This window comes from Paenibacillus sp. VT-400 (genome assembly GCF_001029205.1).
In the GTDB taxonomy this organism is placed as follows: domain Bacteria; phylum Bacillota; class Bacilli; order Paenibacillales; family Paenibacillaceae; genus Paenibacillus; species Paenibacillus amylolyticus.
The window spans coordinates 2,062,455-2,088,798 of sequence record NZ_LELF01000067.1 but is presented as its reverse complement, the minus strand read 5'-3'; the positions used below and the strand labels follow the sequence as shown (position 1 = coordinate 2,088,798).

Here is a 26,344-nt window from a genome sequence, read left to right as displayed (position 1 = left end):
AAGAAAGGAGACAACTCACCTGCCGTCATATTGAGCAAAAGAAAAAGCATCCCAATGGATTTTTCATTAATCTTAGGTGTCAGATGTAAATCGAGATACAACAAAAAACCGACAAGCCCTGATACCTCGGCTTATCGGCTTCTTGCTTAGATGGTCAAAACGTAGTTATCATCCATGTCATACTTTGCATAATTAAGGTTGCAGACCCTCAGCGGACGGTGGACCTACCTCTGTTTCAGTCTCTTCAGGGCTCGAATCTGGTTCTGGAACGGATTGTTCTTGTGCTGCGCTGACGAACAATCGTCCAGCTGCTTCAGCCTCTACTTTGTTGCCTGCTGCATCCTGAGCTCGAATCACAATGACTCCACCCTCAAGAACAAGGGATGAAGGTGTTGTGTACGTACCTGTGTAACGACCAGGTTCAGTCTCCACCAATGGAACCTCTCCTGCCCCCTGGGCATTCAGATTCAGCGGTAACTGAATCCGGAAAGATGCTTGCAGACCAGGTTTACTGTCAAAAGATACGGTGACACTTTCTCCTGATGTGATTCGAACATCTTCAGCTGGCGTAATATTCGTAAGTTCTGGCAACGCCGTTTCCACGTATACGGTGCGGGTTACCGTTGTTTTGTTGCCAGCGAGATCGGTTGCTGTAATGGTAATCGTGTTCTCGCCTTCGTTAACCAATACGCGATGACTGAAGCTTCTGTCTTTGCCCACTTGTACGGTTTGTCCGTTAACAGTTAACTTATCGAGGAATTGTTCCACGACATTACCCGTTACGTGAACAACTTCCGCATTGATGCGATCTCCTTGAGTTGGCGTAACAATGGTCAACTGCGGTTTGGTCTGATCCAGAATAATGACGACGGGGAGTGAGCGGTCGGTCGTTTTCCCGTCCACCACTGCCTCGGCAGTAATCGCATTAATCCCAGAACGGAGTTTCACACCGTATGAGAACTTCCCATTTGCCACCGTTGTAGTGCCAGCGAGATCTTTGCCGTTGTAAAACTTGATCTGAGCGCCGGATGCCGGAGACGTTCCCGACACGGTGAAGGTTGATTGATTCGTATACGTGTTCGCAGGTGCTGTGAGCACAGGTGCATTTACCGGATATCTCACAACTGCACGAATCATGTAGTTACCTTCTTCATCAGGTGAAGTGCTCCACGCTCCACCTACTCGCTGCCAGCTTCGACCTGCATTTGGACCATCCTCATCGGTAGCGAGTCCCGGAGCGCTAGTTCCAGCTAAACTCTGTACATACACGATATAGAAATCACCCGTTACAATGACCGGTTCCGGGAATTCAACAGTTGTCCATTGATCGTTACGAAGTGCAGTACCGTCAAATGGTCCAGCCAGTTGTCGTCCCGGAGCTCCGCCCGCACCCGAAGCATCATAGACGGCATATTGGAACGCTGTACCTCCAGGTACAGGCCATTCGGTGTTCCAGAATCGGAACGATGCACCTGTCAGTTGAGCGGTCTCCAGCTCTGGTGTCATTCGAACCGCCCAAGCGTTATCCGCAGCGTTAAAAGCTCGTGCGTTCTCTGCTGTTCCATCATCATAAGCAATTTCCCCTGGGAAACCGATGAATGGTTTCAAGGCAATATTTGCCTCTGCTGTCCCATTACCAGGTACAGTTATAGTTACGGTTTTACTGTAATAATCAGCAGCCCGGATGGACAGGGTATAACTTCCTTCCAATACCTGAATATTGAAGCTGCCATCTGAACCTGTGCGAACTTCACCTACATTGGCATCTTCGACCACGAGAACGGAAGCGTCAGCCAGTGGTTGTCCTGTCCGCTCATCCGTTACTACACCTTCAATCTGTCCATGCGGGATTGCCTCCAGATTAAAGTTGGCTTTGGCTCCATTGCCATCTGTAATCGTCACCTGTTGAGTTTGAGGATAATAGCCATATGCTTCAGCTTTTAACGTGTAATCACCTGCTACGTGTGTGAAGTTATACTTGCCTGTAGCTGGATCTGTCTTCACCGAACGTCCGGTTTCCAGTACGGTAACCGTTGCACTTGCAGGCAGGCTTTGTGGATTAACCGAACCTATTTCTGGTTTTTCAACTTCCGGTTGTTGCTGTTTCGTTTTGTTAAACTCCGCTTTGTCTGTCCGCGAAATTTTGTACCATGGATTATCATAGGACGGTTTCGGTTTGTCATTGTTAAGCACAACCGCACTATCCTCCGTTACCGTCTCCGCAGCAACTCCCAGTACACGGAAATCATCAATGAACCAGCCTGTCTTCACAACACTGTTATCTGAGGTCAGGCGGAATCGGAATTGAACTTCATTACCGGTAAGTGCATCCAGATCATAAAATACCGGTGTCCATTGTTTACCGTTTGTACTATGTGAGAATTTGCCCAGTTCTGACCATGTGGTTCCACCATCCTTGGTGACTTCCACATAGCCGTAGTCGTATCCACTCTCAATCTCGTACCAATGATTAAACGTGAGTGTTCCTTCGGACACATCCGTCAAATCAATGACCGGAGATACGAGTGAATAGTTGGAGCCACTCTCGTACGTATTGTCGAGATCAGTCGCCCAGACATTCGGTGGAGAAACCGCGCTGGCAGGTCCCGTTACCGGAATACCGCGTTCCCACTCATCTTTGGTTCCTGAATGAGTCCAGCCGTTATCATCACTGCCATCGAAATGATCGATGTAGATATCCTGAGGCACCTCTACGGTAATGGAGACCTCATTCGATTTGTCGCTTTCATTGCCACTATAATCAAGTGCGGCAACGGTATAATAATACGTCGAATCTGTCACCGTAGCCGTATCTGTAAACGTTGTTCCTGTTGTAGTTCCAATGGATTCATAACCTGCACCTGCGGTTGTGGAGCGATATACGATATAGGATTCGAGATCCTCATCGCTCGGACCCGTCCAGCTCAAGGCTACATTACCAAGAATATCGGCTGTCGCAGACAATCCGGCAGGAGCGCCCGGAGCAATCTCATCCAGTTCTTCTACAGCGAAATCATCAATGTACCAGCCAGCCTTTTGCAATGAATTATCGCTCGTCAGATTGAACTTGATGAACACCTGCTGTCCCGCGTATTCGCGAAGATCCACATATTGTGTCTTCCAATTGCCACCTGTACCCGTGAAGGTTAACAGCTCTTCGAACACATAATCGCTATCCTCGGAAGCGATGTATACCTTGCCGAAGTCGATGTTATTCTCCAGGTCATACCAGTGCTTGAAGGATAATAACGCCCCTTCTGGACTCTCGGTTAGATCAATAGGCGGCGCAAGCAGATATGCATTGCTATTCGCCACATAAGTTCCTTGCAGATTGGTTGCAATCACCTTGTCACCGGAGTATGCACTTCCAGGACCACTGCTTGGTGCTCCCCATACCCAGGTACTTCCGGTTCCGCCAGTCGTGAAGCCCAGCTGATCTTCTTCAAAATCCTGAAGGTATCCTGGCTTCACACCATTGGACACAGCCACTTTATATACCTGACTTTCGAATCCGTTGTTGCCATAATCATTCACTCGGATATAATACTCCACACCTTGCGGTTCAATAAGAAAAGCAGGGATTGTCGCTGTATACGTCCCATCTTTGTTATCTCCAGCAATTCGATTCATCGGCAGATAGACGTACTGGTTGGTACCTGTCGTTTTGGCAAAAGCCTCGACGGAGACTACCGCGACGTTATCTGTCACATGAGCGGTTAATGGTATATCAATGCCTGTAAAGGCTGAATTGACAGGGGTATGTGCCAGTACTGGCTCTTCCAGATCATCTCCGGCTGTAACCACTCTGCCGGATACAGTGCCAATTCCTTCGAGTACAGAACCCACAGCATCAAGGGCATTAATAATGCCGTGACCGTAGCCGTTATTAGGAGAGGTCGGATACTGACCATCTGTTCTCGGCGTGGCTGTATCTGTAATGATCTGCTCCAGCTGATCCACTGTAAGGGAATGATTGGCCTGAAGCAGCAGTGCAGCAAGCGCAGTTGTATGCGGGCCTGCCATGGACGTTCCGTTCCAGCCTCCCTCATATACACCGCCCGGAACTGATGAACGGATATTCACACCAGGGGCAGATACTTCCGGTTTGATCTCCCCATACGGGGATGGGCCCAGCAGGGAGAACGAAGCCAGATTTCCGTTGATATCTGTGGCTCCCGTGGCAAAACTTTCAGGGTAATTCGCAGGGTTCGCAACAGAGCCGGGACCACCCGGATTCGTCAGTCTTACATTACCTGCGGAGAACTCGGGAAAGATCTGCGCATCACGCCAAGCTTGGACCATAGGACGGAACCATTCATCCAATCCTGCGCCTCCGCCCCACGAGTTGTTAACGACATCCGGTGCAAGTTCAGGATGCAGATTACCTTCCGCATCCACCGGAGCGATCAACCATTGTCCGCCATCGAGAATAATGGCATCTGTTGTTTCCGGATTGAATATCCGCACACCAATCCATTTTGCACCGGGAGCAACCCCGATCTGGTTGGTACCATCTGCTTCGGAGCCAACCATCGTACCCATCGTGTGCGTACCATGTCCGTCTTCGTCCGCAGGGAGGGAAGCATTACTGTGCGGATCATACCAGCTCAGTTCGGGATCAACGATATTGCCCGAGGCATCCAGTCCCCGCCATTTGCTGCGGAGCGCCGGGTGGGTATAATCCACACCACTGTCCAGATTGGCAACAACAATCCCTGTTCCATCGATGCCCCGATCCCACACGGCTGGCGCATTGATGTAATCCAGGTTCCATTCCACGTTCTCTGTCGCAAGCTTGTCCTTTGCAGCAGGCTCTTTGTCTTTGTCTTTGACACCGACTGAAGAGTCTTTAGCTGGCGTTTGGACAGCATCTTTGCCTGGTGCCGCATTCGCCGGTTCTTTACTCACTTCGGCTTTCTGTAAGTATCTCGTCTCATTCGGTAGAATCTTCTCCACCTCAGGCAGCAGCGCAATCTGTTCCATGACTTCTTTGGTACTCGTTACTGCCAGTGAATTGACGATAAAATAGCTTTTATATTCTTTGACCTTACCCAGGTCAACTTCCTTTTCCAGATAAGTTTCCAATGGATATTGTGTACGCGAGGCCGTTTCCCGCAGAGAGCTGACGACCGAATTACGAACGGACAGCTTTGTGGCTGAAGCCGTTTGTTTGGCGATGGTCGCCTTTTCAAGGGCCTGTTTGGAGACTGCTGCTGTATCTACCTGTTCCTTCATTTTCACCAGATAGGTCACATATTCACTACCATCAAATTCTTTGGTCAACTTGGCGTTTACTTTGGATTCCGTAACTTTGGCAAGTCCAGATTTCATATCCAATTTGGATGATGTGGAGTTTTCAGCTGAAACCGGATGAATGATCGAAAATGCAAGGAGAAGCGAGAGCCCCATGGAGATGGGCTTGCGTAACCGATTAATCTTTATCAAACTTTTCCACTCCTTTTACCCGGTTTTTTAATTTAGTCTGGTACATATGCCCTTCTCTGCAGAATGAAACGGTAAAATAACCTTTATTGCGTACGAAATAGATACCCTGGATTTCACATAAAGCCTCACCTCCTTTACAGGTCTGGTTAGGGAACAATATGAGTCAGAAGAGATAACAGATCAGTCTATGATTTTTTACTTGGAAGTTTAGGAGATTGAATGAATCGGATTAAACCATGTGAGTGAATAGTTTGGGTGTTTGAATCATGCAATGAGAGTGAATGTCTGTAAGCATTCATGTGGAAGGGTAATCTGGAGCGTTAGCAGAACGCTTGCTAAGGAGTGGTGGATATGACTTTCGATCGTGATTCGAGTGAGTAGTTAAACATTTTAATTACATATAATAGTCGATTAGGAATTTAATTGGATTTTATTGGTATAGTATAAAATCATTATTCGATATATACAAGCACTTTATTGAAAATTATAGAAAATAAGTCTATTTAATGCTTTTATGTGTCTCATGTCGCTTACGTATTTCAGCTTATTTTTCGTATTCATGCATTTTTTTTGATGAATAATAGTTTGTAGTAGTTCTATACAACCAAGACCTCATAATCAAAATTTCAAATCAAGAAAAAGAACGACATGAGAACTCTCATGTCGTTCATATCAAAATTTATATCTCATCATGTAATGTTCACGCCACCACTTGCATAACCAACAACGGTATTCACAAGAGAAAGTCCGGCTGCCGTTGCCGAGAACACCAGTAGAAGACGTGTCTGTGCAGTCACAGGTATAGCCAATCCGGTTGTTATACCATTGGAGATACTACCCAATGCAATAATACCGGTGAGTGGAGGTGCCAGTGTAACGACCGCCCCCGGAACCGCAGTAAATGCATTATCAGGAGTAGGTGAACTGAATAATTGCGCAGTGATGGTCACCGTTGAACCGACCAAGGCCAAGGCTGCTGTTGTACTAAAATAGGCAGCAATGGAAGTTATAACTCCATCTCGTGGAACAGAGAACGCAAAGTTAATGAGTGGTCCGACAATCGTTCCCGTTAAATCAATCGTGCCACCCAGAATGCTGACTCCTGTTGCCGAGCTGCCAAAACCGATAAGACTTGTCGTTCCAACCAGTCCACCAAGAACCGTTGTTAATATGGCAGGTCCGCCAGAAGCAAATGGTATGATGGCGCCCGAACCCGTAGCTCCTGTAACACCAGTGCTGCCAGTTACTCCCGCAATCCCAGTTGCGCCGGTAGCCCCGGTTACCCCAGCAATTCCGGCTGCACCCGTTGCCCCGGTGACTCCGGTGGCTCCTGCTACGCCAGGATCACCTGTTGCTCCTGTAACGCCAGCTGCCCCAACAGCTCCTGCACTCCCCGTTGCACCTGTGGCTCCTGTTGCGCCACCTGCTGGGCCTGCCGCACCCGTTGCTCCAGTAACACCTGTTGCACCTGCTGGTCCCTGGGCACCAGCAGCTCCCGGTGTACCAGCTGGACCTACACCACCCTGAGCACCAGCAGCGCCAGCCGGGCCTCGTGGACCAGGTACGCCCTGAGGACCCGCTGGTCCTGCAGGTCCTGCGGGACCTTGACTCCCTATGTTTCTAAGCCCTGTTGTGATAGCCAATTCGGTCGCCCGGATCAAAATGACCAGTTGATCTTTCTCAGCCGAATCGATATTCCCCTGTAAAATGACAGATAGGAGCACATCCAGCAATTGCTGCAAATTGGTTCCCACACTGATCGGAGAAAATGGAACGGCCTCTGCAGATACAATGGTAAGCTCCAAGATCGCTTCGAGATCTGCCTTGGTTCCCTTTTTCAAATCCGAGCAATGAACCAGAGCCAGTAATTTACGCAGTACCTCAATCAGAAGTGAAACATTGTGAGGCGTGGGATTGGCAAAAACCTGTACAATTGCTCCCTTCAACTCACCAATTAATTTGAGAAGGAATTCGGCTTCTTTGTCAAAACACTTATGATGGTGGTTATTGTGGTGATGATTGTGGTGGTTATGATGGTGCTCGTGATGGTGTTCTTTGTGCTGCTCTTGGGGATGGTCACAGTCCTCAGCTTTTTTTTTCTTAAATCCGCTCCAACCATATCTGATGCGTTTCTTTGGTTTCATCTTTTTTGCAGATCCTCCTTAGTGAGTCTCAATCATTCCATTACAGGCGAACATCACTGGTTTGATGGTATCAGTATATTAACAAGCAAGAATTTCGTGATTATTATATAAGTAAATTTCCGAATTACCGTTTTCAGCTTGGAGCAGCCTCCATTATCATGGAGAGGATTTTGCATGGAAGGCAGCCTTATGTATAACCCAACCAAAAGAGCGCTATCCGCTGAGTACAGTACTCCTGGAAGCGCCCTTTTTATATTTACAGTATTTATTTTATCTTTGTTGATTAGTCCAATTTAATTTTGAAAACAATAGGCGCATTACTTTTCACAGTTGTCGTTGTGATCATCAGTGCGTCCGCTGTTCTCTCCCATTTCGGTTGTTCCTCGTAACCAAGTACCTGAATATCTTGAATGACCCCTTGAAAATGATGAGAATTTTCCTTCAGGGATTTAATCTGCACCACCCCGTTATCTGGATAGGCGAGAACCGTAGCATACAGACTGCTTTCTTTTAACGTAAACCTTATATCTTCACTCGTAAATATCTTCGTATCCCCATCCGTGAATTGCCCTTCCTTCACCTCTGTCGGACCCTCGCCAAACGTACGCCAGAATGACGTGTCATAGATCGCTTCCCCATTCACTTCCAGCCACTTGCCAATGCTCAGCAAAATCTCACGATCTTCTTCCGGTATGCTGCCGTCTGCTTTGGGCCCAATGTTCAGCAGTAAATTTCCGTTTTTGCTTACAATATCGACGAGATCCCGAATGATCTCTTCAGCCGTTTTATAGTTATTATTTTCCGTATAACACCATGAGTTTTTAGCGACAGCTGTATCCGTTTGCCAAAAATAGGGCTTGAGCTCAGCGAACTGTCCCCGCTCCACATCCGGAACGGCACTACCAAACATGTAGGCCTCATGTTTATAATTGATAGCTACAGGCACACCCCATTCTTCGCCTTTGTTATAATAATAGGCAGCAAATTTTTTAAGATAGGGTTTGAACGCAACCGTTTGAATCCACCAATCAAAATAAAAGACCTTTGGCTGGTATTGATCGACCAGTTCACAACAGCGAATCAACCAGTCCTCCAGATACTCCTCGGTTGGAGGTGAGTCATACAAGTCGAAGTGATCCTTGGGTTCAGGCATGGCAGGCCAATAGAAATCCCCACGCTCCAGAGGTTCCTTAATATCTGAATCAAACTCCTTCCCATGAGACATGAAGAACCAGTGCTCGGCGCGGTGAGACGACACGCATAATGTCAGCCCCTGCTTCTCGTATGCAACCTTCATCTCACCCAGAAGATCCCGTTTGGGCCCCATTTCATATGTGTTATAGTGAGAGATAGAGCTTTTGTACATCTGAAAACCATCATGGTGCTCTGCCACAGGCATAACATATCTGGCTCCAGCCTGTTTGAATAACGTTGCCCATTCGTCTGCATCAAACTTCTCTGCACGAAACATCGGAATGAAGTCTTTATATCCAAAGTCCTTATGAGGTCCATACACCTCAAGGTGATGTTCATAAGCTTTGGTGCCTTGTATGTACATATTTCGCGAATACCATTCGCTATCATAGGCCGGTACAGAATATAGCCCCCAGTGAATGAATATGCCGAATTTCGCTTTTGGGTACCATTCTGGAACTTGGAAGGTGCTAAGCGAACTCCAGTTGTCCTTGAATTTACCGCTCTCAATCGTTGCTTCAATATGTTGCAAATATTCGTTTTTGTCCATGAGATGTTCTCATCCCTTCTGTTATTGTCTGTAGTTGTATTGTAGTGCTACGGCCGAAAGATAGACATGCAGAACACTAACTTTTAGATGGACAATAATAACCTTGTATGGAGATGAAAAGTATGAATCACCAAACTTTGCTTACGAACTACCTGTCCAATCTCCAAGTCGAATTATTCATGGTCAATTACAATCGGTGCGATACGGATTGGCGGGATCTGGATTACACGCCCGATTACAGCAAGTTTTATTTCATATGCGAAGGTGAAGGTTGGCTCAAAATTGGGGATGAGGAGTATTATCCTGCGCCTAATCAGCTTATTTTAATGCCAGAGGGGATCCAACAGTCCTACTCTGCCATTAATGACCGTCCTTTTCTCAAATATTGGTGTCACTTTAACGCAAAGGTTGGGGGAATCAATTTGTTCCAAATTCTGAAATTCCCACACATCTGTACGATAGATCAACCTGAGTTGATTCAAGCAATCTTCAGCAGTATCCTTACATATGCAAAATCCGATGAAGTCTATGGCCATATGATGGCCAAGAGCAAACTAACCGAGCTACTGTCCCACTATATAATGAATCTGGATCTGGATCAGATCTCTTTTATTAACGTGCCTGTCATGGAGAAACTGTCCACCATTCTGGCTTATATTGATTCCAACATCGAAGAGAATATTTCGGTTCAGGATCTGGCGCAGATCGCCTATATGCATCCAAATTATTTCATTCGATTCTTCAAGCAGCAGATCGGAGTTCCTCCGATCCTCTATATTACTGGCAAAAAAATCGATAAGGCCAAGGAGTTGCTGGCCTGCACCCCGAACACAATAACCACCATCGCCGAGCATCTCGGTTTCAGTGATTTGTATTATTTCTCCAGACAGTTCAAAAAGCATACAGGGTTAACTCCAACGGAGTACCGCAAACAACAAACGGTACTTACAACGAAACATGGTTTATAAATAAGATCATAGCAGAGAGAGAGTTCCCTCATTCGGAACTCCCTCCTATAGACTTGTTTCTATTCGATTCATGCTGAGTTACTTTCTTGAGTTCTCTCAAATAAGCGTAACCATAGTTTTGATCCGGCTCAAGATATGCACCTTCCGCCCACTCGTTCCAGGCATTAACAAAAAGATACTGACTTTTGTACAGCGTCCTCGCTCGTTCCATCTGTCTGGATAGATATAGCCCAAACTTCTCTGGGGTGGCCCCGAGCGTACTCTGTCCGTCAACACCTCTCCGCGGTGTATTATCCCAATTGACAAAAGCACCTGGATAGACAATTTCTCCGTTACGGTGTGGTGTTCGTTCGAGAATGGAGGACCATACCTTGTCGTAATTCACAGCAATATGCTGCTGTCCCTTGATGTTCATTTCGATCCAGATTCCATTCATATGTCCATGTGCAAACGTATAATGCGGTTCAAATTCCATACTCGCATCAAAGATCTGACCATTAAATGTAGGGAATCCACCAATGGTCTGCACAAAATGAATCCCATTCAGGCCATGTTTCAAAGCCAATTCACGCCAAAACTGAATCATTTCCTCACATTGCGGAATACTGGCTGGTCGATAGATCAGAAATAATGGCTTACCTTCCACTCGAATATATCGTTTGTCCTTAAATACTTTTACCAGATAATTAAAATGTTCTTCCCAATCCTCTCGATCCCCATAGTTCTGGGCCATGAGAATATCGGATTCTTGCCCATCCCATTTTCTTGTCCATGTCTCATTGGCCCAGGACAAGCAAAAAGGAAAATCAGGCTCCCCACTATCCAAAATTTCATTCACTGGTTTTTCCAGCAAACGCTTGCCTTTGAACCAATAATGATAATAACAAAATCCATAAATGCCATGCTGTTTAGCCGTTTCCGCTTGCCACTTTCGTACATCTGGATCGGAAAGGTCATAATATTTCCCCTGAAATGGCTGTTTAGGCTGATGATGACCCGAATATAAAGGCGCGGCTTTTTTTACATTCGTCCATTCGGTAAAACCGTCCCCCCACCATCGGTCGTTCTCCTCAATCCGGTGAAATTGGGGCAGATGCAGAGCAATTACCTTCAATCAGAACTCCTCCAATGCAGCAACATGATGCAGCCTACGCTCCTGTGATTTTTGGGATGATTTATATGAAAATGATATCCAGCAGTCGCAATGTTTTTTGTAGATGGGATTGATTATATTTCATGTATGCCAGAGCATGGCTAGCGGCCAGTCTCCTTGCATCAACACTCTGCCAGTAATGTTCAAACTTCTGAGTGAGTTCTTCACAAGAGTTGTATTGTTGAAAGTTACTAAGGTCAATCCCGTTGCTCTGATTCACAGATGGTCCTATGAGTTGAAACGTCCCACATGCGGCAATTTCCATCACGTTTTTGATTGATTCGCCACGATGAATAACCAGTTTGCTTCCGTTATATAACATCTGACGAGCTTCATTCGTATGAACAGGATTGAAATCCCCGATCTGTGCCCAACCCTTTCCATCTATCCGAACCTTTTTGTTATCCAAAAGACCCGATTTGGCAACAGCGGTGACGATGCCATCCGATTCTGCATCCCCGATGATATAAACATCCGATTCGTACTCCGGGGGAACAGCTTGCGGACAGAATATATGTGGATCAGGCGGCATGAACAGTTCATGACTACCAGTGCTTCCCATATGATGCTGATCATCGCTTATTTGGGTTGATTGTTGTGTAAACACGTGATCAAAAATCGGTAGAATAGTTTCGCTTTGGTTCACTTGTTGATCGGCAGACAACCAGATGGCCTTTTTCACGGTGGATGTCCTTAATGCTGTAATATTCTCATCCGGCAAGTTTTCTCCGCTTCCGATAACCATAATCAGGTCAACATCATAGGAAGACAAACAGGCTGACACGGATTCGATATATTTAATCTCATTCACATTTCTCACGAGATGTTTCAGACTCTGTTCGATCAGGACACAATGTGATGACATTTCTCGGTCATTACAAGGAGTAATAAGAAGCACATTTAACTCCTTATAGATCACTTTTGGCACTTCTCGGGCGGGTATGCTTCCCACCTGCATCATTTTCAGCCATTGCTGATTCAGTTCCAAATGCTGTACTTCCATATGTTTACGCATGGATTTGAGTTTCCTGTTCAGAACCACATTCATCTGTCTCAGAAATAAACGGTTCGTATCATGAACTGAACGTTTCTTTTTCGCGGACTTAACCTGCGTTCTTGACTTCTTTCGGATAACAAACCCTCCTGTTCCATGCGAAAACATTCTCTGCCTACAATATGCACGAAATAGTGTTTCGCTAACTCTTTTTTTTGCAAAAGGGGCTTTATCCCAGCTATATAATGTGTGGCCACCCGGATCATTCCAGATCTTGTCCTCATAGAATATAAGAATACTATATAGGAGATGATATCTTTGCCAACTTTTGATAGCATCCTTGTCACCGGTAATCAGACCATTAACCAAGATCTGCAAGTTAATGGTAATCAAACCGTTGGTGTCGATCTAAACGTCAATGGCAGTCAGACCATAACAGGCAGCCTTCAAATCAACGCCAGCTCCTCGATTGTCAACCATTTGGGTGTAGGCGGAGTGATTGAAGCTGGAGATAGCGTTAAGGCCGCTACACAATTAATGGCACTTAATCAACCTACTCTTCCACTCTCCCTACCCGTTTTGCAACAACTCAGATATTACAATCCTGGTGTTGCAGGTCAACCCGGTCTGGTCTTAACAGGGACTGCTGGCAATCAATATATACTGTTCGTTGATGAAAGTAGCGGGACACCCCATCTCGCCATTCAACCCGTATAAGATAACCCTGAATCAGATGAGTTTCACCAAAAGAAGCGATATCCGTGTACACTCCGGATATCGCTTCTTTTGGTTTCTTTTCTAATGAAGCCTGGTTATAACTCCATCCTTTTATAAATCTGTGATCAATACGGACAAGACACTCTTGCTTTCCAGCTGGAACTTCATCAATACATCGTGGCCCAGCTTAACCTGTATGTTGCCCGTTTTCTCCCCATCATTGAAGAGGACTAACGCTACGGAACCATCGGCATTTTTAAAAGCCACAGAACAAATTCCATCACCACTGGATGTTGATTCGATCCGAACAGCCTTCGGGCGGATCACAGCACTGAAATGAGCCAGAGCATAATAATCAAGTGTATACGTAAGTTCCTTTGTTTGCTGATTCACCTGTACGATCCCACGACACGTACTGCGGCCAAATCCCGGAACGGTTGGCCCGTTGTTCTCATCAAGTGCCATATTCCAAAGTACAAAGGACTTGCTGTAATTGCGAAGAATCTGAATTCCCGTTCGCATCACATTTGAGAAGGCTTGCTCAAATGGCGGGATCCACTCTCCACCCGAACCTTCAGTGAAATGCACTTCTTTACCTGCAAAAGCTTCATAAACCTTCGTTTGAGCAGAAGCATCGCCCCCGTACCAATGCCAGGCTACACCATCCACTTCCTCTCCCGCTTGTTCAAGTACGGTCAGGGGATAGTCCGGTTGATCCCAGTTGTGATCGTAACAGAGAATCTTGGTTTGAATATCGTTTTGCACAAAGGCTGGTTTGAGATGATTTTTGATAAAATCTGCTTGGGCCTCGGCTGGCATCAACATACCAGGATAGTGCCCGGGTTCATAGAGGGCCTCATTCTGTGGTGTAATGGCATGGATCGGTAATCCATGCTTGCCATATGCTTGAATGTATTTCACGAAATATTCAGCATAAACGGAATACCATTCAGCCTTCAGCTGTCCGGTGATCATTGATCCGCTCGTTTTCATCCATCCCGGTGCACTCCATGGTGAAGCAAATAGCTTCAGTTCAGGGTTCAATGCCAACGCCTTTTGCGTTAAAGGAATAACGTCCCCTTCATCATGTGCAATACTAAATTGGGTTAATTCCGGGTCCGTCTGCTGTTCGGGCATATCGTTATAACTATATACCGTTCTCGCATAGTCCGAAGCCCCCATTGGATTACGGATGACTGACAGCCCAATCCCTTTCTCTGGATGGAACAGCCGGGTCATGACCTCATCCCGCTGTTCCTCATTCAAGATTTGATTAATCAGATAGGCGGAAGAATCGGTAAAAGAAGCACCAAATCCGTCCATCTCCTGATACGTTAGCTGATCATCCAGATGGATGGTCGTTGTTTCCTTATCAGCATCCAGTGGTTTCAATTGCTCTTGGGATAGAGATACGAATAAATCTTCTTCACCCGTAGATTTGTACATTTTAAATGTAGTCATAGGATTCTCCTTTGTATTTCTATTATTGAATTCCTAATTTCTCTTTGTTCAATTTCATCTTTTCACTGCGTACCTTCACAATCTCTTCCCAACGGTTCTCACCTAAAAATGACTTGTAAGAAGCCAGTGCATTGTCATACGACGCATCATCCTTGGAACGTACCATACTGACCAGTGTTGTATTCCACTTCGTATTGATTGCTGACAACGCACGAGCTTCAGGCGTACCTTGATCCGGGCTAATATTCTCCAGAATGAAGTGTGGTTTCAGCTTGCCTTTGCCCCACTCCTGCATCTGTTTAATCGCTTCCGGAAAAGCATCTGCACTGAGTGCTTTGTGGCGGTCATGACCGAAGAACATAAACTCGCCCATCCGATAATCCTTTTTGAATTGATCTGCGTTATTCAGTTGCATGTCTTTCACTGCTGGCAGTAATTCTACACTACCGTCGGCTTTGGTTTGGTAGGTTTCCCCTTCGATCCCGTAATTCATAAGCGTCTGTCCTTCTTCACTCAGCAAGTATGTGAATATCTGAATGGCCTTGGCCGGATCTTTACAGTCCTTGGAAATGAAATTGATCATCCACCCGGTTATTCCGGATTGATTCAATGTTGGTGCATTGCCTTTGGTGCTCTGCGGTCCATCGATAGCAACATATTCTTTGCCTGGATTGGCACTCATGTAGATCTGCAGGTTCCCTCCTTGTTGAGGTGTACCGTCAAGCAGCATGGTTGCATATTTACCGGACTTCACTTTTTCTTCAAAAGCGGTTCCATCATCGGCAAAACTGTCATCACTGATATTGCCGTCTCTGTACACGGTGTTCAATGTTTTCAACCACGTGAGGTAATCTTCATCCAGATTGCGATCATAGAATTCTCCTGATTCGGTCTCCAACGGAACACCGATGAAATCTTGTAACGTATCCCCGAGTGAACCTGTTCCTTCACCAATGGAGTTGAATCCAAACGGGATCAGCGCAGGGAACTCTTGCTTAATTCGTTTCATCACACTCTGAAATTCTTCTGGCGTTCCAATGACCGGACTACCCAAAGCTTCGTACACATCTTTACGAATGATAAATGCCGTTTTGGCAGGAATGTTACCGCTATCATAATCCTCTTGCGTATTGGAATAGTTCGGGTAACCATACGTTTTACCGTCTGCCAACTGGAACCAGTTCAACGTATCGGCAGCCGCAACTTTATTGAAGTAAGGATCATATTTCTCCGCCAGATCGTTCAGCGGCATAGCCCAGGTTGCAGCTTTTTGTACCACAGGAGAATTCGAGTCAAATACGGTCAGCAAGTCAGGCATATCTCCACCGGCGAAAAAGGTGTTTAACTTGGTATCATCACCTGTGATGAATTTAATATTGATGTTCAAATCCTCTTTGATTTTCTTGGTAACAATGTCCTTGCCAAAATCAGTGTTCCACCAGTCCGCATTGACGTACCATGTCAGGTCGGTAGCCTCTTCCTTTTTATCCAATTGCCAAGCTGGCTTTTCCGGGTAAACCGTATAACGATCTTCAATGGATACCCAGTTTCCTTCACTGGAGCCCCCCGATCCACCACTGCAACCTGTAATCATAAGTACGGCTGTGAGCAGTGTTGCGAGCAATTTAATCCCTTTTTGGCCTGATGCCTTGTTCAACTTCAACATATTTTTGTTCCTCCTCAAAATGGGGTATTTGTTGCTCCTATTCCTTGACTGCTCCGAGCATCATTCCCGAGATAAAGTATCTCTGAACGATGGGATAGATCAGCACGATAGGGAGTGTTGTAATGACAATGGTGGCTAACTGCACGCCTTTGGTCGTTGTTTCAATAACAGCTGAACCCCCGACATTTTGCATGGATTGGGTCTGTGACTGTACGATAATCTCGTACAACATCATCTGGAGTGGATACAGTGACTGATCGGTAATGTATAACTTGGTTGTCATGAAGTCGTTCCATTGCCCCACCCCATTAAATAGCGCAATCGTAGCCATGGCAGGCATGGAGAGTGGAATGAAGATTTTCAGGAAAATATGCCAATCGCCTGCGCCGTCAATCTTGGCCGATTCTTCCAGCGAATCCGGGACATTTCGGAAGAAATTCATCAGAATCACGACATCATAGAAGCTGAACAACGCCGGAATAATGTATACCCAGAAGCTGTTTAACAATCCAAGTGATTTGATTAACAGGTATGTCGGGATCATGCCGCCCGAGAAGAACATTGTAATAACACCCATGGCAACGTATAATTTACGGCCTCTTATGTACTTTTTGCTCAGACCGTAACCAACCATGGCACAAAAGAACACATGTGTAACAACGCCAATCGTTGTTTTGGACACCGATATGAAGAAGGCCTGCCAGATGCCCTGATCATTGAATACAGCTCTGTAATTCTCCAGCGAGAATTCCGGTGACCAGAAGATGAACCCACCTTCCGCCAACGCTTTGCCTGAGCTAAAGGAAGAGATGATGACATTCCAGAGCGGAACCAGAATAACGATCGTACAGATGATTAACAAAATCATATTTAAGGTATCAAAGATCCGACTATCAAGATCTTCTTTTGCCACCTTTCCATTCACTCGGGATGCCTCCTTCTACAACACAGATTGATTATCGTTTAATTTGCTTGTGATTTTGTTTGCCGTGACGAGCAGAATGACAGAGATGATGGAGACACCCAAGCCAACGGCCGTTGCATATGAAAAGTCACCCTGAGACATCCCCATACGATACACGTAGGAATTGATGACTTCCGCTTTGTCGCGGTTCTGGGAGTTCATGAGAACCAGGGTCTGATCCAGATTCGACCCTAATAAACCGCTTACAGTTAAAATCAGATTTAAGCTTATGATTGATTTCATATTAGGCAATGTGATATTCCAGATCTGTCTAAGACGGCTTGCACCATCAATTTTGGCCGCTTCATAATACGTAGGATCAATCTTTGCCATGATCGCCAGATACAGAATCGTTCCCCAACCTGCTTCTTTCCAAATATCCGATAACGTAGCAATCCACCAATACTTTCCTGCATCCAGCAAGATGTTCTGCGGTTGCGAGATCACTCCCAGGCTAAGTAACAACTGATTAAATAAGCCCGTTGTCGAAAACCAGGTGATCAGCATTCCCCCAAGTACGATCCAAGACAAAAAGTGAGGTAAATATGAAACCGTTTGCACAAACTTCTTGAAGCGTCCGCTGTTTAACTCATAGATCATGATCGCGAGAATAATGGGAATAACGAAGCCTATACCCAATTTCAAAAAACTGATCCCCAACGTATTCACGACTGCATCCCAGAAGTATTTATCTGACAAAATGATTCTAAAATTATCTAGCCCTACCCAAGGAGCGGTAGCCAGCGTATCAATGACCGTGTAATTTTTGAAGGCAATTGTCAAACCGTAAATCGGAATATAACAGAAAATAATCATAAATATAATGCCCGGGATAATCATCGATTGAATCTCCCATTGTCTCCGATAATCGACTATGAATTCTTTAATCCGTTGTCCGATGGGTTTCTTCCCATTGGGACTGATCGCATTTTTACCGGTTGATGTCTCTACGGCTAATTTATCCACGTTTTTTTACTCCCCTCCATCATGCATACATGTTTATAAAAACGTTTTTATTTTTCGACATAAAAATCCCCTTTGCTTTTATTTGTGTAAAAAAAGACCGGAGAAGAAGCTGAGTCAACTTATGTACGGTAGTCTTTCCGGTCGATCTTCACATGGCTTGAACCTCTCACCACCAGCTCACCCGCCAATTTCTGTGCAGCCCCTTGTTCTTTCTCCTTAATCATACCCACCAGTTGATTGATGGCCAGGATACCCTGTCTTGCAATTTGATTTCTTACCGTTGTGAGTGGTGGGGAAAAATACTGTGCGATATCAATATCATCGAAACCCACGACACTAACATCTTGAGGCACTTCAAAGCCCTCAGACTTCAACGCATGCATACAGCCAATTGCACTTAAGTCATTCCCTGCAAGAAATGCATCAGGCCGCTTGCCGGGGTGCAAATGAAGAAAAGATTTTATAGCACTATACGTGCTCTCCTCCTCAAAATACCCTTGTATAATGTAATCTTCATCGATTGGAAGCTGGTATTCATGCAAGGCAGCCAAATAGCCGTCTCTACGCTGCACACTGTCAAACATCGTGTCCACACCCGAAATATAAGCAATTTTCTTGTGCCCCAGCCCAATTAAATACTTGGTTGCTTCATAAGCAGCCACATACGAGTCAAAAATGACACTTCCCATCGTATCACTCTGATAGACCCGATCCAGAAAAACCGCCTTGATCTTGTCTTTCTCCATGGCGATAATATCTTGCTCATCAATCCGAAGCTCTTCGTAGATAATGACACCATCCACCCGCCGACCCAGAATATTACTCATAATAACGTGTTTATCCTTGGTCACAAATACATTCAAACCATACCCAAGACGATCACATTCACGAGACATTGATTCAACCAGTTTATAGAAATACGGACCCGATACACTTGTAGTGAAAAAACCAAGCATTTTGGTTTGACCGGACTTCAACAGCTTGCCATTCAGATTGGGCACATAATTTAAACGCTCTGCCACCTTAAGAACATGTGATTTCGTCTCTGGGTTCAAGACATCCACACCATTCAAGGCGTTGGAGACCGTCGATATGGATACGCCCGCTTCCCTTGCTACATCTTTAATCGTTATCTTAGCCATAAGTTTTGTTCCTTTACTCTAAAAACGTTTTTATAATGTTTAAATTATCATAAAACCGTTTTCATGGCAACACTTTAATTTGTGAGTTCAGGCGTCATGTACTTTTTTCATAGCTATATACCACTGCGGGCGCAAAAAAACGGCTCATGTATGAGCCGCCGTTCATGAAGGTTTAGCTTTCTATTCCTCATCTTGGATATACATGGAGTGAATCTGTTGCAGCTGCTCTTCCAGACGTTCCAAGCGAACAAAACGATCCGCTCGAATATATTCCTTCTGCTCTACAAGCATGATCAATGTTGGAACGGTAAAAATAAGAAACTTGGACGCAACCTCTTCCACATCATTAGCATTAATGTGACCCAGGTATATTGATGGATAAGATTCCAGCAACGCCCTGATCTTGGGGAGTAAAGCGTGACATACACTGCACTCTGGACGAGATACATACAAAAAAACCAATTCATGTTGTTGAATAACTTCTTCAACCATTTCTATGGATGTTAACTCATGAATATCTTTCATAGCAACTCAACCCTTTCAGTCATTCAATAGCTTGCTCATTTAAACTTTTTCTTTTCAAGTATAGCCTATATGCGTTAGAATCAAATGGAATATATCCCCATATGAAAGAGGTTAGGGTATGAAAAAATCATTCTTATTTCTGTTCACTGCTCTGGTAGTTGTTACTTCCTTCTCAGCATATGCACCTGTGTCGATTGCCTCAGGCGATATTGGAGTCAGCTTATTGTCCGATCGTCAGCAAGGTACAGTAAAGTAGAACTTGTACAGAAAGTAACAGGCGACAATTCGGATAACATCTGAATTAGTCGCCTGCTTTCATTTATTCTTATTGATTTTTATTTCCAATCTCTCTTTCGAAGATAAGATTCGAATACAAAAGTACCAAACGGCAGTAGACCGGCGAGTCCACCCATTAACCAGCGTGTTATCTTCCACTTTTTGACCAGAGCCAAATGCACTAGTGCAATAAGATACAAAGGAAATAAAATACCATGAATCATGCCCATTACGGCTACAGCGGAAGAGATATCTGCAAAATATTTCAGAGGCATAGCAATAAAAATCAATAGAAGTAAGGATACGCCCTCCCATATGCCCGCAATTCTGAATCGGCCTGTCACTGTTTTCATAAAGTCCATTCTCACCTTTCCCGCTAATCGTTTGTGAAATATGTAACTTGTAACATGATACAAAAACCTCACGCCACATCTCTGTACAAATATGTCGTTCTGAAGCTCATATTCAGTATAACGTATGACTCCGATTTGAAGATGCTTCAAATTTGAATAATTATTGAATCCATAAAATCAGATTCCCACATCAGGTCTTATGGATTCAAGTCGTCTCACGCTCAATCAGCTGGTATGTCAGCTGTTCGGTCTGCAACTCCATTTTACCCAATACGGCCCACAATTGATGGAAAGCCTGGGTGGCTTGCTCCGCAATCGGATTGTGTATGGTCGTGATTCCAAGAACACGGGAAAGCTCGATATCATCAAACCCCACAATGGCGAGTTGTTCCGGTACCTGAGTTTTCCGTCTGCGTGCTTCACTAAGAATGCCGATGGCTGCATAATCATTTGAACACAATACGGCCTGTGGAAGTTCTGGCCCCTCAGCCATTCTTCGCATCGCTTCTTCGCCATCGGAGGAGCTAAATACGGAATATTGATATGCTTCAGTCCACACATGCAACCCTCTGCTCTTCATGAAAGATTCATAGGCTTCACGGCGGCTCTGGGTATTCAAACTTTCAGCCCTTCCAAATACATTTGCAATTCGGGTGTATCCTCTCGAAACCAGATGCTCCAGAGCTAACTTATACCCCTCTGCCTGATCCATAGCAACAGACGGAATCTCGTCATTCCCCATTCGCTGCCAGGAGACAATGGGCCCATACTCCATATAAGCCTTTAATTTCCGAGGATCATTAACACAAGCAATAATAACTAGCCCATCTACTCGTTTACTGCGCAGATCTTCGAACGCCTGCAATTCAATCTCCGGATCTCCACGGGATGTATAGATAATCGTCTGAAACCCAAAATCCATTGCTGTATCAATAAATTGATTCATGAATGTAAGAATGATCTCACCTGTGGTAGAGGTCACAATTCCAATCTGCTTTGTTTGCCCTGTAGATAAAGATACCGCATTCCGGTTGGGAATATAATTCAACTGTTTCATAATATCCGTTATGATCTGTCTTGCTTCATCACTAACATGCGGAGAATGATTAATCACGCGTGATACTGTCGCTTTTGAGTAACCGGACCGCTTCATAATTTCATCAAACTTGGACATCGGAGACTCCCTTCTTGCTAACGAACTATATAAGTTCAACTAAGGTTATTTACACTGGCACTTCGATGACAGAACAACCTTCCGATCGCTGTTATCCCCAGATTTTTTGATTCCCATATCTAAACGGGAAAATCCGGGGATAAAGGCGACCGCTTCGCTTCTTCTGGTTATTTCTGTCCTCTCCGTTTTCGTGTAAATTTTAGTTGAACTTATTTAGAATAATAGTATGCCTTAGATTGGGGTCAAAAGTAAAACTTGACGTGTAACCCGTTACAACGTTTAAGCTTTTTTTATGTCATACATGAATCATCTTAATATCAATTTGATGAATGGAGCGATACACATGAGTAATCATACTTATCAATTCCCGGAAAATTTCCTGTGGGGTGGTGCAATTGCAGCCAACCAGGCTGAAGGTGCATACAATCAAGGCGGCAAAGGATTATCTACTCAGGATGTAGCTCCCAAAGGCATCATGGGGCCAATCACGGAAGAACCCACTGAAGATAACATGAAACTGATCGGTATCGATCTGTATCATCGCTACAAGGAAGATGTGAAACTGTTTGCCGAGATGGGCTTCAAGGTATTCCGTACTTCCATCGCCTGGTCCCGGATTTTCCCAAAAGGGGACGAGCTGGAACCAAATGAAGAAGGTCTTCAATTCTATGATGATCTGTTTGACGAGTGTCACAAATACGGGATCGAACCACTCGTTACGCTATCCCACTATGAGACACCTCTTCACTTGTCCAAAGAATACGACGGCTGGGTTAACCGAAAAATGGTTGGATTCTATGAGCGTTATGTAACTGCCGTATTTAAACGTTATAAAAACAAAGTGAAATACTGGCTTACCTTTAACGAAATCAATTCGATTCTTGAAGCACCCTTCATGAGCGGTGGTATCTACACTCCTAAGGAAAAGCTTAGCAAGCAAGATCTCTATCAAGCGATCCATCATGAGTTTGTAGCCAGTGCTTCCGCTGTGAAGCTCTGTCATGAGATCATTCCTACGGCACAGATTGGTTGTATGATGCTCAGTATGCCTACCTACCCGCTGACACCGAATCCAGACGATATGATCAAAGTCATGGAATTCGAGCATAGCAACTATTTCTTCGGTGATGTACACGTAAGAGGTCGCTACCCTGGTTATATGAAACGTTACTTCCGTGAAAATGGAATTGAGATTCAGATGGAAGCTGGCGACGAGGAAATGTTGCTGAATACGGTAGACTTCATTTCTTTCAGTTATTACATGAGTATCTGTCAGACAGCAGACCCGGAGAAACAAATCGCAGGTGAAGGTAATCTGCTTGGGGGTGTACCTAACCCTTATCTGCCAGCAAGTGAATGGGGATGGCAGATTGACCCGCAAGGATTGCGTTATGTGCTTAACATGTTCTATGACCGCTATCAAAAACCACTGTTTATTGTAGAGAATGGTCTTGGTGCTGTTGATGAATTGATCACGGATGCGGACGGCGAGAAAACAGTTGAAGATGATTACCGAATCCAGTATCTGAATGATCATCTGGTTCAGGTTGGCGAAGCCATTGAAGATGGCGTTGAAATTATGGGTTATACTTCATGGGGTTGCATTGATGTTGTCAGTGCGTCTTCTGCCCAGTTGAAAAAACGTTATGGCTATATCTATGTGGATCGTCATGACGATGGATCAGGAACACTCGAACGTTATCGCAAGAAATCCTTCCATTGGTACAAAGAAGTGATCAGCAGTAACGGGAAAAGTTTGCAGCGTTAAGGATCTTTAAGCAAATGTAACAGATACCTTCTTCTATCCCTCAGACATATCAGATGAAAAGTGGTCGGTCATACGATACCTTGGCATGTTTTCTGTCTGGGGGATTTTATTTTTATTTTCAAAAAGAAACACCCGATGATACACATCGGGCATTCTCATTAGCTACGATCACGTTGTTCACTATTCTTCACTAGATGTTCTTCACTACATCCCTGCTGTACTTTGTTTTGTCTTCTTCCGTTATCTTGCGAATGACCCTGCAAGGATTACCCGCAGCAATCACACCAGACGGTATATTCTTGGTCACTACGCTGCCTGCGCCGATGATCGTATTATCTCCAATCGTCACACCGGCAAGAACTGTCACACCGCCACCGATCCACACATTATTGCCCACCGTGATGGGTCCAACGATCTCCAGACCTTCATTGCGCTGCTCAACATCATAAGGGTGGCCTGCTGTATAAAATCCGCAATTGGGAGCAACAAAAACGTTATCTCCAAAACTGATTTTGCCTCCATCCAGCATGACAATATTATGATTGCTATAGAAGTTCTCACCAATTTCAATATTATAGCCGTAATCACATACAAATGGCTGTTCAATCAGGAAACGATCCGTCGTTTTCCCCAGCAGTTTCTTGATTAACGCTTCTCTTTCATTGATCTTGGCTGGATGAAGCTGGTTATAATCGTAACAAAGTCCTTTGGCATGTAAACGCTCTTCAATTAACTCTTGATCATAATTGGCGTTATACAAGAGCCCTAATTGAGATTTTTCTTTTTCAGTCATCATTTCGTAAGCACTTCCCATCTTCTATCTAAAATAAGTTAAAGCTCAATCTCTCTAATAATTCTAGCAGGATTACCGCCCACAATCATATTATCCGGAACATCCTTTGTAACCACAGACCCGGAAGCAATGACCACGTTGTCTCCAATGGTAACCCCCGGGTTAATAACGGCTCTGCCACCAATCCATACATTATTGCCAATCGTGACTGGCTTGCCATATTCTGCACCCGTATTGCGTTCATGCGGATGGAGTGGATGAGTAGCCGTATAGATATGTACATCTGGCCCCATTAAGCAATGGTCTCCAATACGAACTTCACACACATCTAATATCGTACAGTTAAAATTGCTATAAAAATGATTGCCTACATGAATGTTATATCCATAATCCACATGAATATTAGGTTCCATGCCCAGGTGTTCACCTGTCGATCCAAACAATTCCTTCAATAACTTGGTGCGAAGCTCACCATCCGTTTCCGTCGTTTGATTGAACATTCGCGTCATTTTCCTTGCATACTCTCTGTCCTCAGACAATTGAAGATCCGAAGCCATGTACAGCTCGCCATCCAGCATTTTTTGTTTTTCCGTCTTCGTAGTCATGATCACCGCTCCCTCATTACACATCATGTAATTCAACATTAAATAATACTTTTAAAAACTCTTTTAATTATATAGATTAGTATGAATAAAGCAAGTTTTGCTCGATATGAAAATGGTTTATTCTACTGACGCGTACTCTAGCGAAACAGCAAAAAAAACCTCTACACCCATTAGACTATGGGAATGCAGAGGTTCAAGCTTTTTGTCTAATTTCTTTATTCTAAGCAACCGCCTGAACGGTTTTTTCCTTAACGCTAATGGCATAGATGGCAGTCACCAAACCAAGCAGAATCAGAACAGAACCAACCCATCCGGTGTTCAGAATCGATGAATGATCGATCACCATGCCGCCGATATAGGTACCCAGTGCAATACCTGCATGGGCAATACCTGAGTTGGTGCTGATTAGCGTTTCGGCTGTTTCCGGCGAAGTTTTGATAATGAGACTATTCTGCACAGGCGTAACGGTCCAACTCAGTGCACTCCAGATGCTTAACAACAGTAAGAAGGCGATCAAAGGCAAACCCACACTGAACGGAATGACAGCCATACTCACGATAAAGGGAATCAGCACAATGATAATGGCTTTAGCAGGATGCAGACGATCGGATAACATGCCACCTATGCCTCCACCTGCAACAGCGGCGATCCCAAACATCATATAGATAAAGGTAACCATCGTTGCGCTGGCACCCAGCGTGTCTTGCAAGAATGGCGTGAAATACGCATATAAAGTCAAATGACCCGCAAGCACAAGCAAAGTCGTAGCATGGATTGCCAACATTTTTGGATTCCACAGAGCCGTAAGCTGTTTCTTCAGGGATACTGCAGGAATAGGCTGCACACGGTCCATCGCAATCCAGATGGCCACCATAACCACTGCGGTCAGAATAGCGATCAACATAAACACCTCACGCCAGCCTGCCAAGTTACCTACAAAGATTCCAAGAGGTACACCTAGGATAAGTGATGCACTGCCTCCCATGGTAATAATCCCCACGGCGCGTCCTTTATATTGTGGTTCCACAATACGTGCTGCAAGGGTCAGGGAGAGCACAAAAATAAGTGAACCCGTGGCGGCTCCGAGTGCTCTGCCCGCCATCAGCATATAAAAACTGGAACTAAATGCAGAGATCAGATTACTGATCAGAAAAACAAACAGCGTACACATATATACCTTTTTACGCTCGAATCTGGCCGTCATATTTAATAAAATCGGTGCAGACAACGCATAGACAAGTGAGAAAATAGAGATTAAATACCCCGCTTTGGCCAGGGAAAGATGAAGATCCGTAGCAATCAGGTCCAGAATTCCGCCCAAGATCAGTTCAACGGTTCCGACCACAAATGCTGCGATAGCGAGCACATATACTTTCTTATTCATTTTTGAATCCTCCTCAAAAAGTTACAACTACGATAGTAACCCATAAGAATGAAAGTTTCAATAGTTATTTTCATGATTGTTTTCAAACAAAGATATAACAAA

General features: G+C 44.7%; 20 protein-coding genes. 4 read left to right on the top strand and 16 right to left on the bottom strand.

Going from position 1 to position 26,344, the window contains the following annotated elements; translation table 11 throughout:
- Positions 1 to 192 precede the first annotated feature (192 nt).
- The 3 genes from EL84_RS19945 to EL84_RS19935 all read right to left on the bottom strand — a co-directional run bounded on the left by EL84_RS19945 (position 193) and on the right by EL84_RS19935 (position 9,333).
- A complete protein-coding gene (locus EL84_RS19945; RefSeq protein ID WP_047842822.1) occupies positions 193 to 5,445 on the bottom strand; it encodes a S8 family peptidase in 5,253 nt (1,750 codons plus the stop codon).
- 689 nt (positions 5,446 to 6,134) lie between these two features.
- Positions 6,135 to 7,589 (bottom strand): exosporium glycoprotein BclB-related protein, encoded by a 1,455-nt coding sequence (locus EL84_RS19940; RefSeq protein WP_047842821.1) that lies wholly within the window; start codon positions 7,587 to 7,589, stop codon positions 6,135 to 6,137.
- A 283-nt stretch (positions 7,590 to 7,872) separates the two neighbouring features.
- On the bottom strand, positions 7,873 to 9,333 hold the full coding sequence (locus tag EL84_RS19935; protein ID WP_047842820.1) for an alpha-L-fucosidase: 1,461 nt from the start codon (positions 9,331 to 9,333) through the stop codon (positions 7,873 to 7,875).
- A gap of 122 nt (positions 9,334 to 9,455) precedes the next feature.
- Here EL84_RS19935 and EL84_RS19930 point away from each other — a divergent pair, with 122 nt between their 5' ends.
- Positions 9,456 to 10,301 carry an AraC family transcriptional regulator gene (locus EL84_RS19930; protein ID WP_047842819.1) on the top strand — a complete coding sequence of 282 codons (846 nt, stop codon included), beginning with the start codon at positions 9,456 to 9,458 and terminating at the stop codon, positions 10,299 to 10,301.
- Between the two features lie 28 nt (positions 10,302 to 10,329).
- Here EL84_RS19930 and EL84_RS19925 read toward each other — a convergent pair whose 3' ends face one another.
- Both EL84_RS19925 and EL84_RS19920 read right to left on the bottom strand, forming a co-directional pair.
- Positions 10,330 to 11,415 carry a glycoside hydrolase family 99-like domain-containing protein gene (locus tag EL84_RS19925; protein ID WP_047842818.1) on the bottom strand — a complete coding sequence of 362 codons (1,086 nt, stop codon included), beginning with the start codon at positions 11,413 to 11,415 and terminating at the stop codon, positions 10,330 to 10,332.
- A gap of 61 nt (positions 11,416 to 11,476) precedes the next feature.
- Positions 11,477 to 12,469 (bottom strand): hypothetical protein, encoded by a 993-nt coding sequence (locus tag EL84_RS19920; protein WP_152683043.1) that lies wholly within the window; start codon positions 12,467 to 12,469, stop codon positions 11,477 to 11,479.
- A gap of 288 nt (positions 12,470 to 12,757) precedes the next feature.
- Here EL84_RS19920 and EL84_RS19915 point away from each other — a divergent pair, with 288 nt between their 5' ends.
- A complete protein-coding gene (locus tag EL84_RS19915) occupies positions 12,758 to 13,165 on the top strand; it encodes a hypothetical protein (RefSeq protein WP_235200735.1) in 408 nt (135 codons plus the stop codon).
- Between the two features lie 111 nt (positions 13,166 to 13,276).
- Here EL84_RS19915 and EL84_RS19910 read toward each other — a convergent pair whose 3' ends face one another.
- From EL84_RS19910 to EL84_RS19885, 6 genes are all read right to left on the bottom strand, one after another.
- A complete protein-coding gene (locus tag EL84_RS19910) occupies positions 13,277 to 14,626 on the bottom strand; it encodes a glycoside hydrolase family 30 protein (protein WP_047842816.1) in 1,350 nt (449 codons plus the stop codon).
- Between the two features lie 22 nt (positions 14,627 to 14,648).
- Positions 14,649 to 16,292 (bottom strand): sugar ABC transporter substrate-binding protein, encoded by a 1,644-nt coding sequence (locus tag EL84_RS19905; protein ID WP_047842815.1) that lies wholly within the window; start codon positions 16,290 to 16,292, stop codon positions 14,649 to 14,651.
- A 37-nt stretch (positions 16,293 to 16,329) separates the two neighbouring features.
- Positions 16,330 to 17,217, bottom strand: a complete 888-nt coding sequence (locus EL84_RS19900; RefSeq protein WP_017688674.1) for a carbohydrate ABC transporter permease — start codon at positions 17,215 to 17,217, stop codon at positions 16,330 to 16,332.
- A gap of 15 nt (positions 17,218 to 17,232) precedes the next feature.
- Positions 17,233 to 18,222 carry an ABC transporter permease gene (locus EL84_RS19895; protein ID WP_200868492.1) on the bottom strand — a complete coding sequence of 330 codons (990 nt, stop codon included), beginning with the start codon at positions 18,220 to 18,222 and terminating at the stop codon, positions 17,233 to 17,235.
- A gap of 119 nt (positions 18,223 to 18,341) precedes the next feature.
- A complete protein-coding gene (locus EL84_RS19890) occupies positions 18,342 to 19,364 on the bottom strand; it encodes a LacI family DNA-binding transcriptional regulator (protein ID WP_017688676.1) in 1,023 nt (340 codons plus the stop codon).
- A gap of 180 nt (positions 19,365 to 19,544) precedes the next feature.
- A complete protein-coding gene (locus EL84_RS19885; protein ID WP_047842814.1) occupies positions 19,545 to 19,889 on the bottom strand; it encodes a thioredoxin family protein in 345 nt (114 codons plus the stop codon).
- A gap of 118 nt (positions 19,890 to 20,007) precedes the next feature.
- Between EL84_RS19885 and EL84_RS32040 the strand changes: the two genes are divergently transcribed.
- Positions 20,008 to 20,145 carry a hypothetical protein gene (locus tag EL84_RS32040; RefSeq protein WP_161799438.1) on the top strand — a complete coding sequence of 46 codons (138 nt, stop codon included), beginning with the start codon at positions 20,008 to 20,010 and terminating at the stop codon, positions 20,143 to 20,145.
- Positions 20,146 to 20,224: 79 nt separating this feature from the next.
- On the opposite strand, the gene EL84_RS19880 is transcribed toward EL84_RS32040, so the two are convergent.
- Together EL84_RS19880 and EL84_RS19875 are read right to left on the bottom strand one after the other, a co-directional pair.
- Positions 20,225 to 20,518 (bottom strand): DUF3817 domain-containing protein, encoded by a 294-nt coding sequence (locus EL84_RS19880; protein WP_036608336.1) that lies wholly within the window; start codon positions 20,516 to 20,518, stop codon positions 20,225 to 20,227.
- A 205-nt stretch (positions 20,519 to 20,723) separates the two neighbouring features.
- Positions 20,724 to 21,692 carry a LacI family DNA-binding transcriptional regulator gene (locus EL84_RS19875; protein ID WP_047842813.1) on the bottom strand — a complete coding sequence of 323 codons (969 nt, stop codon included), beginning with the start codon at positions 21,690 to 21,692 and terminating at the stop codon, positions 20,724 to 20,726.
- Positions 21,693 to 22,035: 343 nt separating this feature from the next.
- Here EL84_RS19875 and EL84_RS19870 point away from each other — a divergent pair, with 343 nt between their 5' ends.
- Complete coding sequence (locus EL84_RS19870) at positions 22,036 to 23,460, top strand: glycoside hydrolase family 1 protein (RefSeq protein WP_047842812.1); 1,425 nt, start codon at positions 22,036 to 22,038, stop codon at positions 23,458 to 23,460.
- A gap of 190 nt (positions 23,461 to 23,650) precedes the next feature.
- Here EL84_RS19870 and EL84_RS19865 read toward each other — a convergent pair whose 3' ends face one another.
- The 3 genes from EL84_RS19865 to EL84_RS19855 all read right to left on the bottom strand — a co-directional run bounded on the left by EL84_RS19865 (position 23,651) and on the right by EL84_RS19855 (position 26,242).
- Positions 23,651 to 24,253, bottom strand: a complete 603-nt coding sequence (locus tag EL84_RS19865) for a sugar O-acetyltransferase (protein ID WP_152683042.1) — start codon at positions 24,251 to 24,253, stop codon at positions 23,651 to 23,653.
- A gap of 38 nt (positions 24,254 to 24,291) precedes the next feature.
- On the bottom strand, positions 24,292 to 24,858 hold the full coding sequence (locus EL84_RS19860) for a sugar O-acetyltransferase (RefSeq protein WP_047842811.1): 567 nt from the start codon (positions 24,856 to 24,858) through the stop codon (positions 24,292 to 24,294).
- Between the two features lie 220 nt (positions 24,859 to 25,078).
- Positions 25,079 to 26,242: an MFS transporter gene (locus tag EL84_RS19855; RefSeq protein WP_047842810.1), complete on the bottom strand. Its 1,164-nt coding sequence runs from the start codon at positions 26,240 to 26,242 to the stop codon at positions 25,079 to 25,081.
- Between the last annotated feature and the right edge of the window lie 102 nt (positions 26,243 to 26,344).